The organism is Minwuia sp. (genome assembly GCF_048263705.1).
In the GTDB taxonomy this organism is placed as follows: Bacteria; Pseudomonadota; Alphaproteobacteria; order Minwuiales; family Minwuiaceae; genus Minwuia.
In genome coordinates, this window is the sequence record NZ_JBLXDV010000009.1 from 164,608 (window position 1) to 178,215 (window position 13,608).

Annotated in this window: 14 protein-coding genes; 8 read left to right on the top strand and 6 right to left on the bottom strand. The window is 65.5% G+C overall.

From position 1 onward, the window contains the following. Positions 1 to 22 precede the first annotated feature (22 nt). On the bottom strand, positions 23 to 1,405 hold the full coding sequence (locus ACN0X7_RS14190; RefSeq protein ID WP_417518361.1) for a M20 family metallopeptidase: 1,383 nt from the start codon (positions 1,403 to 1,405) through the stop codon (positions 23 to 25). 86 nt (positions 1,406 to 1,491) lie between these two features. On the opposite strand from ACN0X7_RS14190, the gene nthA reads away from it, so the two are divergent. Genes nthA through ACN0X7_RS14210 form a run of 4 tightly spaced genes read left to right on the top strand, consistent with a single transcriptional unit; the run spans position 1,492 to position 4,228 of the window. Next, positions 1,492 to 2,124: a nitrile hydratase subunit alpha gene (gene nthA, locus ACN0X7_RS14195; protein WP_417518363.1), complete on the top strand. Its 633-nt coding sequence runs from the start codon at positions 1,492 to 1,494 to the stop codon at positions 2,122 to 2,124. Then, entirely contained in the window at positions 2,121 to 2,783 is a 663-nt protein-coding gene (gene nthB, locus ACN0X7_RS14200; RefSeq protein WP_417518365.1) for a nitrile hydratase subunit beta, read from the top strand. Before nthA ends, nthB begins: the two co-directional genes overlap by 4 nt. Further along, positions 2,780 to 3,127 carry a nitrile hydratase accessory protein gene (locus ACN0X7_RS14205; protein WP_417518367.1) on the top strand — a complete coding sequence of 116 codons (348 nt, stop codon included), beginning with the start codon at positions 2,780 to 2,782 and terminating at the stop codon, positions 3,125 to 3,127. Before nthB ends, ACN0X7_RS14205 begins: the two co-directional genes overlap by 4 nt. Before the next feature lie 54 nt (positions 3,128 to 3,181). Beyond that, positions 3,182 to 4,228 (top strand): ABC transporter ATP-binding protein, encoded by a 1,047-nt coding sequence (locus tag ACN0X7_RS14210; protein WP_417518369.1) that lies wholly within the window; start codon positions 3,182 to 3,184, stop codon positions 4,226 to 4,228. Positions 4,229 to 4,505: 277 nt separating this feature from the next. Here the strand turns inward: ACN0X7_RS14210 and ACN0X7_RS14215 are convergent, their stop codons facing one another. From ACN0X7_RS14215 to ACN0X7_RS14225, 3 genes are all read right to left on the bottom strand, one after another. Next, positions 4,506 to 6,224 (bottom strand): ABC transporter permease, encoded by a 1,719-nt coding sequence (locus ACN0X7_RS14215; RefSeq protein WP_417518371.1) that lies wholly within the window; start codon positions 6,222 to 6,224, stop codon positions 4,506 to 4,508. Next, positions 6,221 to 7,210: an ABC transporter substrate-binding protein gene (locus tag ACN0X7_RS14220; RefSeq protein WP_417518373.1), complete on the bottom strand. Its 990-nt coding sequence runs from the start codon at positions 7,208 to 7,210 to the stop codon at positions 6,221 to 6,223. The genes ACN0X7_RS14215 and ACN0X7_RS14220 overlap by 4 nt, the downstream gene beginning before the upstream one ends. A gap of 97 nt (positions 7,211 to 7,307) precedes the next feature. After that, positions 7,308 to 7,760: a hypothetical protein gene (locus ACN0X7_RS14225; RefSeq protein WP_417518375.1), complete on the bottom strand. Its 453-nt coding sequence runs from the start codon at positions 7,758 to 7,760 to the stop codon at positions 7,308 to 7,310. Between the two features lie 235 nt (positions 7,761 to 7,995). Between ACN0X7_RS14225 and ACN0X7_RS14230 the strand changes: the two genes are divergently transcribed. The 4 genes from ACN0X7_RS14230 to rsmA all read left to right on the top strand — a co-directional run bounded on the left by ACN0X7_RS14230 (position 7,996) and on the right by rsmA (position 12,041). Next, a complete protein-coding gene (locus ACN0X7_RS14230; RefSeq protein ID WP_417518377.1) occupies positions 7,996 to 8,778 on the top strand; it encodes an HpcH/HpaI aldolase family protein in 783 nt (260 codons plus the stop codon). 114 nt (positions 8,779 to 8,892) lie between these two features. After that, entirely contained in the window at positions 8,893 to 10,155 is a 1,263-nt protein-coding gene (locus ACN0X7_RS14235; RefSeq protein WP_417518379.1) for a peptidylprolyl isomerase, read from the top strand. Between the two features lie 57 nt (positions 10,156 to 10,212). Then, complete coding sequence (gene pdxA, locus ACN0X7_RS14240) at positions 10,213 to 11,205, top strand: 4-hydroxythreonine-4-phosphate dehydrogenase PdxA (RefSeq protein ID WP_417518381.1); 993 nt, start codon at positions 10,213 to 10,215, stop codon at positions 11,203 to 11,205. Further along, the gene (gene rsmA / locus ACN0X7_RS14245; RefSeq protein ID WP_417518383.1) at positions 11,202 to 12,041 is read left to right on the top strand and encodes a 16S rRNA (adenine(1518)-N(6)/adenine(1519)-N(6))-dimethyltransferase RsmA; all 840 of its coding nucleotides are present in this window, start codon (positions 11,202 to 11,204) and stop codon (positions 12,039 to 12,041) included. The genes pdxA and rsmA overlap by 4 nt, the downstream gene beginning before the upstream one ends. Here rsmA and gmk read toward each other — a convergent pair. Together gmk and ACN0X7_RS14255 are read right to left on the bottom strand one after the other, a co-directional pair. Beyond that, positions 12,026 to 12,640, bottom strand: coding sequence for a guanylate kinase (gmk, locus tag ACN0X7_RS14250; RefSeq protein ID WP_417518419.1), 615 nt, complete (start codon positions 12,638 to 12,640; stop codon positions 12,026 to 12,028). The two genes, rsmA and gmk, sit on opposite strands and share 16 nt — an antisense overlap. Positions 12,641 to 12,671: 31 nt before the next feature. Further along, positions 12,672 to 13,535, bottom strand: coding sequence for a YicC/YloC family endoribonuclease (locus ACN0X7_RS14255; protein ID WP_417518385.1), 864 nt, complete (start codon positions 13,533 to 13,535; stop codon positions 12,672 to 12,674). Positions 13,536 to 13,608: the final 73 nt, after the last annotated feature.

Here is a 13,608-nt window from a genome sequence, read left to right on the forward strand (position 1 = left end):
CAGGTGGGGCGGTGCCACCGCGTCACTCCGCTCCCAGATCCCAGTACAGACCCGCCATGATCTCTGACGCGGACTTCATGGTGGGCAACAGGACGTGTTCGTTGGGCGCGTGCTGGCTGCAGGCGGCATAGCTGTGCGGTATCCAGATCGCGGGCAGGCCCAGCAGGTCGGTGAACAGGTCGTTGCAGATCGACCCGCCAAGGCTGGGGATGATTGCCGGATCCGCGCCGATGGTCGTCGCCATCGACTGCCGGATGCGTCCGACCCACGCGTTCTCCAGCGGAGTGGCGCTGGCCGCGAAGGCACCGGCGTTCTTCTCGTCCGGGGGCAGCACCTGCACCTGCGGGAACCCTTCGCGCTCCAGATGCCGTTTCAGCGCGGGGATGATGTCGTCGAAATCGATGCCGGTGATGAAGCGCAACTGGCAGTGCGCCCAGGCCCGCGGCGGGATGGCGTTCACCGGGCGGTCGGGGTTGCCGGTACGATAGGCCAGCACCTCGAAGCTGTTCCAGGCATAGACCCGCTCGGGCGGCGTCAGGCCCGGCTCGCCCCAGTCCGTGTCGATGGTCGGTCCGCCCTTGCCCGCGTCGATCTCGATATCCTTCAGCACCTCACGCGAGGCGGGATCAATGCGCTCGGGCCGCCATTCCGGCACGCGGATGGCACCATTCCGATCGGAGATGCTGGCGATGGCGTGGGCCAGCACCAGACCGGGATTGGCGATCAGGCCGCCCCAGTTGCCGGAATGGTGCCCGCCCTCGCGCAGATCGCACAGCAGATCGAAATTCACGGCCCCGCGCGCACCCAGCGTCAATGTCGGCCGGTCCGGCTTCACCCGCGGACCGTCGGAGGCGATGAAGACATCCGCGCTGAAGGCGTCCATGTTCTGCTCGATCACCTCGCGAAAACCCTTCGAGCCGGTCTCCTCGCCGGTCTCGACGATGAACTTGGCGTTGAAACCGAGCGTACCGCGCGTCTCGATCACCGTGCGCAGCGCATTCATGTTCAGCGTGTGCTGCGCCTTGTTGTCGGCAGTGCCGCGGCCGTAGAGGCGATCCCCGTCCTGTGTCAGGATCCACGGGCCCTGCCCCCTGGTCCACTGGTCCTCCAGCCCGCGGATGACATCGCCGTGGCCATAGCCCAGCACCGTCGGCAGATCGTCGCCCTCGTGCCGCTCGGCCAGCAGCACCGGCCCCAGCCCCAGCGGGTTCTCGAACTTCCGGCAGGTGAAACCCATGGCCCGGAACGCGGGTTCGATGAGGGTGTCCAGATAGCGGTGCAGTTCGGGCAGGCTGTCCGGTTTCTGGCTTTCGGTCCGCACCGCCACCCGCTCCGCCAGTTCGGCAAAGAAGGGGCCGTCGGTGACATAGGTTCCGGCCTTCTCGACCGCAGTTTCCCGGCTCATGCGCGTTCTCTCCCTGAATTCACTGTCGAAATGCTGACAGCGACGGCGCACCGTGGCAACATTGGCCACAACAGCAGGAGGATGCCATGCCCCACGACGGCCATCATCACGATCACGACCATACCGAGCCGCCGCACGATCTGGCGCTGCGGACCAAGGCGCTGGAATCGCTGCTGGTCGAGAAGGGACTGGTGGACCCGCAGGCGCTGGACGAGATCATCGAACGCTATGAGCACAAGGTCGGCCCTCGGAACGGAGCAAAGATCGTCGCCCGCGCCTGGACCGATCCGGAATTCGAGGCCTGGCTGAAACGCGACGCGACTGAAGCGATCGCCTCCATGGGCTTCACGGGGCGTCAGGGCGAGCACATGCACGCCGTCTTCAACAGCCCCGAACGGCACAATCTTGTCGTCTGCACGCTGTGCAGTTGCTACCCGTGGACGACGATGGGCCTGCCGCCGGGCTGGTACAAGTCCAACCCCTATCGCAGCCGGGCGGTGATCGACCCGCGCGGCGTGCTGGCCGAGTTCGGCACCGACCTGCCGGAAAGCGTCGAGATCGACGTCTGGGATTCAACCTCCGAGATGCGCTACATGGTGATCCCCGAGCGCCCCGCCGGGACCGGGGACTGGACGTCCGAACAGCTGGAAGACCTGGTCAGCCGCAATTCCATGATCGGTGTCGAGAAGGCCCGTGACCCCCGGAGCGTGTCCGCATGAACGGCCCGCACGACATGGGCGGCATGCACGGCTTCGGTCCGATCGATCCGGACCCAGAAGACAGGGAAGAGCTGTTCCACGCCGAATGGGAACGCCGCGCCTTTGCGGTCACGCTGGCGGCCGGATTCCTGGGCAAGTGGAGCATCGACGAGGCTCGATTCGCCCGCGAGACCATGGACCCGGACCGCTATCTGGGCGCGAGCTACTACGAGAAGTGGCTGGATGCGTCCGAGCGGTTGCTGCTGCAGAAGGGCCTGATCACCGAAGAGGAACTGGCCACGGCCAAGGCCGCGGGCAAGGCCGATCCGGACTCCATCCGCCTGCTGAAAGGCGGCACGGTCGACCAGACCTTCCTGAAAGGCGGGCCCGCCAGCATGGATATCGACGCCGCGCCATCGTTTGCGGTCGGCGACCGGGTACGCGCGCGGAACATCAACCCGGAAGGCCACACCCGTATCCCGCGCTATGTCCGCGGTCATGTGGGCGAGATCGTCCTGCACCACGGCGGCCACGTCTTTGCCGACGCCAGCGCCAGGGGCGAGCGGCACGGCGAGCACCTCTACACCGTGCGTTTCGAGGCGACAGACCTGTGGGGCCCGGATGCATTCGGCGGATCCGTGAAAATCGACCTCTGGGAACCCTATCTGGAGGCGCTGTGACTGCCGCGCCCGAAGACCTGCCCGGCATCCCGAAGGACAGCGAAGGCCCGACGTTCCGCGAACCGTGGGAGGCGGAAGCCTTTGCGCTCGCCGTCAGGCTGCACGAGGCAGGACATTTCGGCTGGGACGAATGGGCGGCGACCCTGTCCGACGAGATCAAGGCGGCGCAAGCGGCGGGTGATGCCGACCTGGGCGACACCTATTACCATCACTGGTTGGCCGCGCTGGAACGTCTCTGCCGCGAGAAGGGCCTTGCCAGCACCAGCGCCGTGAAAGAACGCAAGGCCGCATGGCGCGAGGCCTACCTGGCCACCCCGCACGGCCAGCCGGTCGAGCTGAAATAATATCTGAACCGACAGTCACCCGCTTGTCATAATCTCCATAGAGTTTCTCCCACCATGTCGATCGATCTGAAGGACGTGACCAAGCGTTTCGGTTCCGAGACCGCCGTCGATACGCTCTCCGCGTCGGTGGCGCAGGGATCGTTCTTTGTCGTGCTGGGTCCGTCCGGCTGCGGGAAGTCCACACTGTTGCGCCTGATCGCCGGGCTGGAGACGCTGGATGCGGGCGAAATCGCGCTGGACGGGGAAGCCATCGCCGGGCCGGGCCGGCATCTGTCCCCGGAAGACCGCCAGGTCGGCGTCGTCTTCCAGTCCTATGCGCTCTGGCCGCATATGTCGGTGCTGAAGAATGTCGCTTTCCCGATCGAGTCCGCTGGCAGCGGCCGGCGCAGCGCCAGATCCGAGGCCGCCGTACATCTGAAAACCGTCGAACTGACGCCCTATGCGGAGCGCAGGCCCGCCGAACTGTCCGGCGGACAACGGCAGCGCGTGGCACTGGCCCGGTGCCTGGCCAGCGGCGCGCGGATCGTGCTGATGGATGAACCCCTGGCCAACCTCGACCCGCATCTGCGGGACTCCATGGAAACCGAGCTGCGGCTGTTTCATCAGAGATCCGGCGCGACCACGCTCTACATCACGCACGATCAGCGCGAGGCGATGGCGCTGGCCGACACGATCGCCGTCATGCGCGATGGTCGCTTCGAACAGATTGCGACACCGCACGACGTCTACGCCCGGCCCAACAGTGCCTTTGTCGCCGATTTCGTCGGGACGGGCGGCGTTCTGGAAGCGGACTGCCTCTCCACCGATGGCGGACGGGCTGCGATCCGGATCGCCGGAACCAAGATTGACGTGGCCTGTTCCCAGAGCACCGGAACCGGGAAGGCGTCGGTACTGATCCGCCCCGAATGGATCCGGATTGCGGACGATGGCATTGCCGGAAAGGTCGAGACGGTCAGCTATCGTGGCGGGGTCTGGGAATGTCGCGTCGGGCTGAATGGTGCGGATGCGCCGCTGATCGTGCGCGCCAGCCGGCCGGTGCAGGTCGGCGAAACGCTGTCATTGAGGATCACCGACGGCTGGCTGCTGCCTGACACGCATTAGGGCGGAAACAGTCTGAATGGAACCATTCAGACTGTTTTCAAGAATGGCAACTACCTGTGCGAGTTGCGTTATTTCTTTTTCATGGTGATTCCATGAAAACGAAAAACACTCTAGATATCCATTGCTGTTTTTCAATAGTTGAAGGTCGTACCGGATCCCGGGATCAAGTCCCGGACCGCGGGAGAGTGCGTGGGTGCGGTCATGCAGAACCACCACCCGCACCGGAACTGTATTCCGGCGCCCAGCCCTGCATCGAACGCCGGCCCCGAGGGCTGCTTCAATCCCGCCACGGTACGATGCCGGCCGGGGCGTGACGGCCCGCGCGGTCCAGCAGCAGCATGAGGACCACTGTCGCGACGACCGTCACCGCCGACATGGCCGCCGCGAGGGTCGTGTAGCCACCATCTTCATAGTTGAAGATGGTCGTGCCGATGGTTTCGTTGCCCGTCGACCAGAGCAGCGCCGACACCGTGACTTCATTGTAGGCCGTCAGGAACACCAGCAACGCACCCGACGCGGCGGCGGGTGCCGCCATGGGCAGGAAGACGCGTGCCATGCGCCGGATGAAGCGCGCACCGCTGACCCGCGCGGCGTCGTCCAGGCTGCTGTCCATCTGTTGATAGGTTGCCGCGACAGGTTTCAGCGCAATGGACAGGAACGCGATCAGATAGGCGAACAGGATGATCCAGAGCGTGTTGTAGAAGGTCACGCCAATCACCGGCAGCGGGCGGATGAAGGCCAGAATGCAGGCGATGGAGATCACCAGCCCCGGCACCGCGTAGGCAATGTCGGCGAGCGTGCTGAGGCTGCGGGTGCTGCGGCTGGCAAAGCTGCCTTTCCGGCGGGTCATGAAATATCCCAGTCCGATGGCGAAGAACCCCAGCAGAACGGCCGCGATGCCGGCGATCAGCGTCGAATTGGCGAAGGCGCGCAGCGTGACCGTCTGGCTGAACAGGATCTCGGAAAAGTTCTTCAGCGTGACCGTGTCCATCGACAGGCGCACGCCATAGGTCGGCACCAGCGCCGTCGCCAGCAGCGACAGGACGGGCAACACCAGCACGGCGGCGATCAGCAGCGACATGCCGATCTCGACCGGCAGGCGTGCGGGCCCGAGTCGCAGGGCCAGCGGGCGCTGCGGCAGGCCGACCAGCGCGGCCTCGGCGCGGCGTTGCAGGATCATCTGGATCGCCACGGCCAGCACGGCCACCATCCCGATGATCACCGCGATGATGGCGACATTGGTCAGTACGTCCGGGCCATAGCTGGACAGCCGCCGCCAGATCAGCACCGGCATGGTCGTGTAGCGCGCGGGAATGCCCAACAGCGCGGGGATGCCGAAATTGCCCATCGCGGAAACGAACGACAGCGCGAAGGCCGCGATCAGGTTCGGCAGCAGCAGCGGCAGCACCACGCGTCCCATCATGCGTCCCGGTCGCGCCCCGAAGACCCGTGCTGCGTCGCTCAACTCCCCCGGCAGGTTGCGCAGCGCCGCGCGGACGACCAGAAACGCGATGGGACTGTGCTGCAGCGACAGCAGCGCGATGACGCCCTCGCGCGAGTAGAGCGGATGGGTCGAGCCGACCTCCGGCGCGATTCCCAGCCATTGCAGCAGCGGACTTGCCGGGCCCAGCGCCTGGATCCAGGCGATCGCCGTGACATGCGGCGGGATCATCATGGGCAGCAGGATCAGGAAGACGTACGGCCCCTTGTTGCGCACGTCGGTCAGACCGATCAGCAGGGCCAGCGCGCCCCCGGCCAGCGTCGCGAACAAGGCCGAAAACAGGCTGGAATCGATGCTGTTGACCAGGGCCCGCTGCACCGAGCGGCTGTCCAGCGCCTCGGCCAGTGGGCCGAGCGTCAAGGCCCCCTCCGGCGCGATGCCGATCACGGTCAGCAGCCCCAGCGGCAGGCCCAGCAGCACGAACCCGACGCAAAGCAGAACGGCGAGGGTGATGCCCTCGCCGCTCCGGTTCAGTCGTTTGGACAGTCCGTTCAACCGCCGAAGATGTCTTCGAACTTCATCTTGTTGGCCGTGCTGTTCTTCAACGCGTCAGCCGGATCGAAATCCATCAGCTTGATTTCGCTGCGTGCCGGGAAGCCTTCGGGCGGGTCGATCGCCGGGTGCGCCGCCAGATAGCCCTGCGAAGCGGCCAGCTTCTGGCCCTCCGGCGAGAGCAGGAAATCGACGAACGCCTTCGCGGCGGCCGGGTTCTTCGCGGTCGACAGGATCGCGACAGGTTCGGTCACGGCGGACACGCCTTCGGTCGGGAACACGAACTCGACCGGCGCGCCTTCCAGCTTGTTGCGGATCGGCAGGAAGTCGACGACGAAGCCATACAGCTTCTCGCCCCCGGCGATGGCTTTGTAGGTGCCGCCGTTGCCACCCTTGGGGTTCGCGCCCTGATCGGCGAGACCTTCGTAGTAGGCCCAGCCCAGATCCGGGTTCGAGGTCAGCGCGGCCATGTGGATCGTGGCGGCCCCCGACGTCAGCGGCGACGGCATGGCGATCTTGCCCTTGGCTTCGGGCTTCAGCAGATCCTTGTAGGACGTCGGCTTCATCGGTGCATTTGTGTTGTAGACGATGCCGGTGGTGATCAGCTTGGTCGAGAAATAATGCTTGTCCGGGTCCATGATCGCCGGATCGTAGGCCGAGACGTCCGCATCGGCATGCGCCATCAGGCGGCCTTCCTGCTTCAGACCCTCCATGGTGACCATGTCCGCGATCAGCAGTACGTCGGGCTGCGGTGCACCGGCCTCGAATTCCGCGCGCAGCTTGGCCATCATCTTGGTCGTGCCGTCGCGTACCCATTCGACCTCGACGTCCGGGTATTTCGCCGCGAAGGCATCGACGGTCGCCTGGGCGTCCTTGTTCGGCTGAGAGGTGTAGACCACCAGCTTGCCCGATACATCGGCGTAGGCCGATGTCGCCATTGCGACGGCGGTGACAGTTGCGGCCACGGCGGCCAGCATCAGTTTCTTCATCGATATTCTCCTGCGTTCATGCGATCGGTTGGCGATCTCCCCGGCAGACCTATGCCACAAAGATGACAGTCTCGCGACACTTGCGATGACGATCGGCTCACTGCCTTTTCACCGCCTGCGGATCCAGTGGCTCCAGTTTCACCGAACAGCCCTTGAAGCCAATGATGGAGATGCGGTTGTTCGTGGCGGGTTTGCGCCAGGTCGGGTTCTGGTCTTCGTAGATCAGGTCGCTGTATCCCCAGCGCTGCATGGACTGCTCGCGCACATCGATGCACCAGTAGAAGTCCTGCGGCACCAGCCGGATGGCATAAAGCCCGTCATAGGGGTCAATGAAGTACCAGACCTCGAAGCGATGCCGCATCTCGTTGACCTCGCCCTTGGCAGCGGGATATTCGCCCCAGCTCTCGCGGTTCTGCGGAAAGTGCGGCTCGACTTCACCGTCCGACGCCGCGATCAGTTCCTCCCTCGACATGCCCCATTCAGCGAAGCGCCACCCGGCCTCGACCGGTGCGGAAAGAACGAGCAGTATGGCCAGCACCCCGACACGCAAACCGGTCAGCCTCTCAGATGCGGCACCGCGCCGCCGCTCATATCGAACGCGACACGCGGGCGCTCAACGGACAGCCGATCGGTCGCCATGGTTCCGCATGCTTCTGTCTCCCGTATCCCTGTTCGCGTCATTTCAAAGCACGGTTCTCCTGTTCAGCCAGTAAGCCACAGGCTTCGTCGCCTTTGCAATCATCCCGGACGTCCGCCATCATTGACGCCACGTGAGGGAGGATGCGATGCCGATCAGGAAAAACCCGGTCAAGGCGCGGCTGGCCGAGGGCGGGACGGCCTACGGCACCATGCTGTTCGAATTCCTGTCGCCCGGCCTGCCGCAGATCGCGGCCAACGCCGGTGCCGACTACCTGTTCTATGACATGGAGCATTCCGGATTCGACTTCACCCAGATCAAGGCACAGATCGCCCTGTGCCACGGTGCGGGTGTCGTGCCGCTGGTGCGCCCGCCCGCCAAGCAGTACCAGTTCGCGGCCCGGCTGCTGGACTGCGGTGCGATGGGACTGATGTATCAGATGGTCGGCAGCGCCGACGAGGCGCGCGAACTGGTGAGCTGGAGCCGCTATCCCCCGCGCGGCGAGCGGGGTGCGCTGTTCGGCGGCGCGCATGACGGATATCTCACGACGGATGTCGCGGCAGCCATTCCCGAAGCCGAGGCGCGCACGCTCAACATCATGCTGATCGAGACGGCGGAGGGACTGCAGAACGTCGATGCCATCGCTGCGGTGGAAGGCGTGGACATCCTGCACATCGGTCATCTGGACCTTTCCATCTCGCTGGGCTGTCCGGGCGACATGCAGCACCCGGCGCTGCAAGCCGGCATCGACCGGATTGCCGAAGCATGCGCGAAGCACGGCAAGACCGCAGCCACCCTGGCGGGCAGCGCCGCCTGGGGTGCGGATCTGAAGGCACGCGGTTACCGCATGATCGGATGGTCCTTTGATTCCATGATCCTGCAGAGCGGCCTGACGGACGGGATTCGGCTGCTGCGGGACGCATCTGACTGAAGCTGCCTTTATTCTGCCGGTTTCTGCGCCCATCTGGGTGGTTGGAACCGGGCCTGCGATAGGCTACAGCACTTGGATTGCGAAGAAGGAGCCTTGTACCGTTCGATGAAGTCCATGAAACGGAACCTCGCCGTACTAGCCTTGTCACTGGGCGTGCTGCTGCATCTGCCGTTCGTGGCGCAGGGGCAGCAGATTCTGGGGATCGCAGCCGTTGTCGATGATGAGGTCATTTCGGCCTATGATCTGGAGGAGCGGCTCGATCTGGTGATCGCCTCGGCCAACCTGCCTGCCACCGAAGAGACGCGCCGCCGTCTGCGGCCGCAGGTCCTGCGCACGCTGGTCGACGAAGAGCTTCAGAAACACGCCGCGCGCGACGCCGGCGTGCAGGTTCTGAACGGCGAGATCGACGAGGAAATCAACGCCATCGCCGAACGCAACGGCATGTCCGGTGCCCGCCTTCTGGATCAGTTGAACCGCGCGGGCGTGGACGCCCATGCCCTGCGCCAGCAGGTTCTGGCCGCGCTGGCATGGCAGCGGTTCATGGCCGCGCGGCTGCTCCGGACGGTCGATGTATCGGACGAGGAGATCGACGAGGTCATCCGCGAACGCCAGGAAGCCAAGGGCGAGACGCTTTATCTCGTGAGCGAGATCTTGCTGACCGTCGACAATCCCTCAGACGAGGATGCCGTCCGCGAGGGCGCGGAGCGTCTGATCCGGCAGATCAGGAACGGGGCGGACTTCAGCGCCCTGGCCCGTCAGTTCTCGTCCGGCGCAACGGCCCAGCAGGGCGGCGACGTTGGCTGGGTCAGCGACAGCCAGATGGGCCCCGAGATCGAGGCGGTGCTGCCCGGACTGCAGGTGGGTCAGATCTCCGATCCGATCCGGACGGCGACCGGCTATGCGATCATCGGTGTCCGCGACACGCGCGTCGAGGGCGAGGGCGATGCGTCCCAGGTCGAAGTGGAACTCAGTCAGCTGCTGATTCCGCTGGGGCGCGAGGCGGCCGACGAAGATGTCGAGAAAGCGGGCGCTGCGGCAGCGTCCATGCGCAATCTGGTGTCCGGATGTCAGGACGTGCAGGCGCTGGCCGACCGCCTTCCGGCGGTGACCGCCGCCGAGCTCGGCTCGCTCAGGATCGGCGATCTGCCGCAGGACTTCCGCGCCGCCATCGCGCGTCTGCAGGAAGGCGAGGTCAGCCGTCCGATCCGCACCGCCGCGGGCATTCACCTGCTGATCGTCTGCAAGCGCGAGGTACCGATCGACACGACCCTCGACCGCGACGTGATCGAGAACGAGATCATCGGCCGCAAGCTGAACCAGCGCGCGCAATCCTACCTGCGCGATCTCCGCCGCGACGCCATCGTCGATTACCGCTAGAACGGAACCGTTCTGCATGGAACCCGCCAGAACGAGAGACGCTCCGGGTTCGCACTCATGAGACCTCTCATCGTCACCATGGGGGAGCCCGCGGGGATCGGCGGCGAGATCACGCTGGCGGCCTGGCTGGACCGGCGCAGAGGAGCGCTGCCCGCGTTCGCGGTGCTGGATGATCCGGCGCGCCTCGGCAGGCTCGCCGGCAGCCTCGGGCTTGACGTGCCGATCGCCGACATCGGCGATCCCGCGGAGGCGATGGATATTTTCGACACGGCATTGCCGGTCATTCCGCTGGGCGGACGGGTGAGGACCGCGCCGGGGGCACCGGACCCGACCGACGCACCGCTGGTCATCGAGGCGATCGAGCGGGCGGTGCATTTCTGCCAGTCAGGGCACGGGGCCGGTCTGGTGACGAACCCGATCTCCAAGGCCGACCTGTACAAGGCGGGTTTCCAGCATCCGGGTCACACGGAATTTCTCGGCGCGCTGTGCGGCACCGACCGTCAGGTGATGATGCTGGCCGGACCCCGGTTGCGCGTCGTCCCCGCCACCGTGCATCGCGCGCTGAAGGATGTGCCCGATCTGCTCGACACGGATGATCTGTGCGCCACGGGCCGGACCGTATGGCAGGCGTTGCGCACCGACTTCGGTATCGATGCCCCGCGCATCGCCTTCAGCGGCCTGAACCCGCACGCCGGCGAGAATGGCACGATCGGCAGGGAGGAAGTCGAGATCATCCGACCGGCCGTCGCACGGCTGCGTGCCGAGGGCCTGGATGTCTCCGGTCCCGCACCGGCAGACAGCATGTTCCACGATGCCGCACGCGCGACCTATGACGCCGCGATCTGCATGTATCACGATCAGGCCCTGATACCCGTGAAGGCACTCGACTTCGACCGGACGGTGAATGTGACGCTGGGCCTGCCCATCGTCCGGACATCGCCGGATCACGGCACGGCCTACGACATCGCGGGCCGCGGGATCGCCCGGCCGGACAGTCTGATCGAAGCCATTCGCCTGGCAGGGATCATCGCAAAGAACCGCACCCGATGACGGCTGGCGCAGATGATCTGCCCCCTCTGCGCGATGTGATCCGGACCCATGGTCTCGACGCCCGCAAGGGCCTGGGGCAGCATTTTCTCCTCGACATGAACATCACTGAAAAGATCGCGCGCGCGGCCGGCGATCTGAGCGGACGGGATGTGCTGGAGATCGGCCCGGGCCCCGGAGGCCTGACCCGGGCGCTGTTGCAGACACCGGCTGAGCGGATCGTGGCCATCGAACGGGATGCCCGCTGCATCGAGGTTCTGGCGGACCTCGGGAAGACCTACCCCGACCGCTTCGAACTGATCGTGGACGATGCGATGAAGGTCGATGCCACGGCGCTGGTGCGGCCCGGGGCGGCGATCGTCGCCAACCTGCCCTACAATGTCGGCACGCCGCTGCTGTTCCGCTGGCTGGATCATCCCGCCCATTTCGGATCCATGACCCTGATGTTCCAACTGGAGGTGGCGGAGCGGATCTGCGCACGCGCCGGCGACCGACACTATGGCCGCCTGGCCGTCATGGCCAACTGGCAGTGGGAGACGCACAAGCTGTTCGACCTGCCCGCGCGCGCCTTCAGCCCGCCGCCGAAGGTGACCTCGGCCGTCGTGCAGTTGCTGCCGCGTGCCAGACCGCTGGCTCCCGCTGATGGCGAGGCGCTGTCGACCGTCGTGGCCGCTGCCTTCAATCAGCGCAGGAAGATGCTGCGGCAAAGCCTGAAATCCCTGGGCGTCGATACCCAGGCGCTTCTGGCCGATGCCGGCATCGATCCCACCCGGCGCGCCGAGACACTGTCGGTCGAGGAGTTCTGCGCCCTTGCGCGTGGCTTTCAGGGCGCGCGATAGACCTCGGTCAGCCCGCCGACGAAGTCGGCCAGTCCCGGCAGGCGATCCGCCCTGACACGCTCGGCATGAAGGATGGCGCGCACTTCGGCGAGGCAGCGGTCGACATCGTCATTGACGACCACATAGTCATATTCGCCATAGTGGCTGATCTCGTCGGCCGCCTTGGCCATGCGTTTGGCCACCACTTCCGGGGTGTCCGTCCCGCGGGTGGTCAGGCGGCGCGCGAGTTCCTCCGTGCTCGGCGGCAGGATGAAGACGCTCGCGATGTCGCTTCTGCGGCGGGTCCGCATCTGCTGGGCGCCCTGCCAGTCGACATCGAAAAGCACATCCTCGCCGGCATTCAGGGTCGCCTCAACCGGCGCGGCGGGCGTGCCGTAGCTGTTCTCGAACACGGTCGCATGTTCCAGCAGTTCATCGGCATCGACCATGGCGTCGAACTGCGCCCGGGACACGAAGTAATAGTCGCGCCCTTCGACCTCGCCCTTCCGCATCGGCCGCGTGGTGACCGACACCGACATGTGCAGATCGGCTTCCTGCTCCAGCAGTTTGCGGGAAATCGTCGTCTTGCCTGCCCCGGAGGGCGAGGAAAGCACCAGCATCAGGCCGCGACGGCGGGCGGGACCGCGTTTCCTACTCAATGTTCTGCACCTGCTCTCGCATGCGATCGATGGCGATCTTCATGTCCATCCCGACGCGGGTCAGCTCGACATCGCCGGATTTCGAGCACAGCGTGTTGGCCTCGCGATTGAACTCCTGGGACAGGAAATCCAGCCGCCGACCGACCGGCTCGTCCGATGACAGCAACGCGCGGGCCTGCGCCACATGGGCCACCAGCCGATCCAGTTCCTCGGTGATGTCGCTCTTGGTCATCTGCAGTGCCAGCTCCGAAGCCAGGCGGTCCTCGCTGACCGGCGGATCGGCAGCGGTCAGTTCGGACAGCATCCGGACCAGCCTCTCGCGCCGGGCTTCCGGGCGCAGACTGTCGTTCTTCCTGGCAGCCAGCACCAGTGTCTCGATGGTGTCGACAATGCCCGTCAGCACCTCGCCCAACCGGCCGCCTTCGTCGCGTCGGGCGGTCTTCAGCGCCTCCACGGCCTGTCCGAGCGCGGCAACCACGGCATGATTGCGGGTCGCAATGACGGCGTCATCTTCTGCCAGTGAAGCCGGTTCGACAACACCGCGAACCTGCATCAGCCGGTCCACCCTGACCTCTCCGGCCGGATCGGCTTCCCGCGCGATGCGGACCAGTTCATCCAGCCATTCCCGGTTGACCCGGAACCCGTCGTTATCCGCATCGTGATCCAGTTGCAGGCTCACAGAGATATTTCCCCGTGCGAACTGCGCCTGCACTGTCTTGCGGATCGTCTGCTCGAAGCCATCGAACCCCGAGGGCAGCCGCAGGCGGACATCCAGCCCCTTGCCGTTGACAGAGCGCAACTCCCAGACCCACCGCCAGTTTTCCGACACGCCCTCGGTGCGGGCAAATCCCGTCATGCTCGCGATTGTCATAGGCCCACCCAAGAGAATCAGTCTGATCGTCGAAGCAGCCTATCGCGGCTGCCCGACC

What these genes read in the sequence shown, in the direction of transcription:
- ACN0X7_RS14210 (WP_417518369.1), top strand. Translation starts at nt 3,182, where the DNA reads ATGTCGATCGATCTGAAGGACGTGACCAAGCGTTTCGGTTCCGAGACC.
- gmk (WP_417518419.1), bottom strand. Translation starts at nt 12,640, where the DNA reads ATGCTGGTGCTTTCCTCGCCCTCCGGGGCAGGCAAGACGACGATTTCC.
- ACN0X7_RS14220 (WP_417518373.1), bottom strand. Translation starts at nt 7,210, where the DNA reads ATGAAGAAACTGATGCTGGCCGCCGTGGCCGCAACTGTCACCGCCGTC.
- ACN0X7_RS14255 (WP_417518385.1), bottom strand. Translation starts at nt 13,535, where the DNA reads ATGACGGGATTTGCCCGCACCGAGGGCGTGTCGGAAAACTGGCGGTGG.
- nthB (WP_417518365.1), top strand. Translation starts at nt 2,121, where the DNA reads ATGAACGGCCCGCACGACATGGGCGGCATGCACGGCTTCGGTCCGATC.
- ACN0X7_RS14190 (WP_417518361.1), bottom strand. Translation starts at nt 1,405, where the DNA reads ATGAGCCGGGAAACTGCGGTCGAGAAGGCCGGAACCTATGTCACCGAC.
- nthA (WP_417518363.1), top strand. Translation starts at nt 1,492, where the DNA reads ATGCCCCACGACGGCCATCATCACGATCACGACCATACCGAGCCGCCG.
- pdxA (WP_417518381.1), top strand. Translation starts at nt 10,213, where the DNA reads ATGAGACCTCTCATCGTCACCATGGGGGAGCCCGCGGGGATCGGCGGC.
- ACN0X7_RS14230 (WP_417518377.1), top strand. Translation starts at nt 7,996, where the DNA reads ATGCCGATCAGGAAAAACCCGGTCAAGGCGCGGCTGGCCGAGGGCGGG.
- ACN0X7_RS14235 (WP_417518379.1), top strand. Translation starts at nt 8,893, where the DNA reads ATGAAACGGAACCTCGCCGTACTAGCCTTGTCACTGGGCGTGCTGCTG.
- rsmA (WP_417518383.1), top strand. Translation starts at nt 11,202, where the DNA reads ATGACGGCTGGCGCAGATGATCTGCCCCCTCTGCGCGATGTGATCCGG.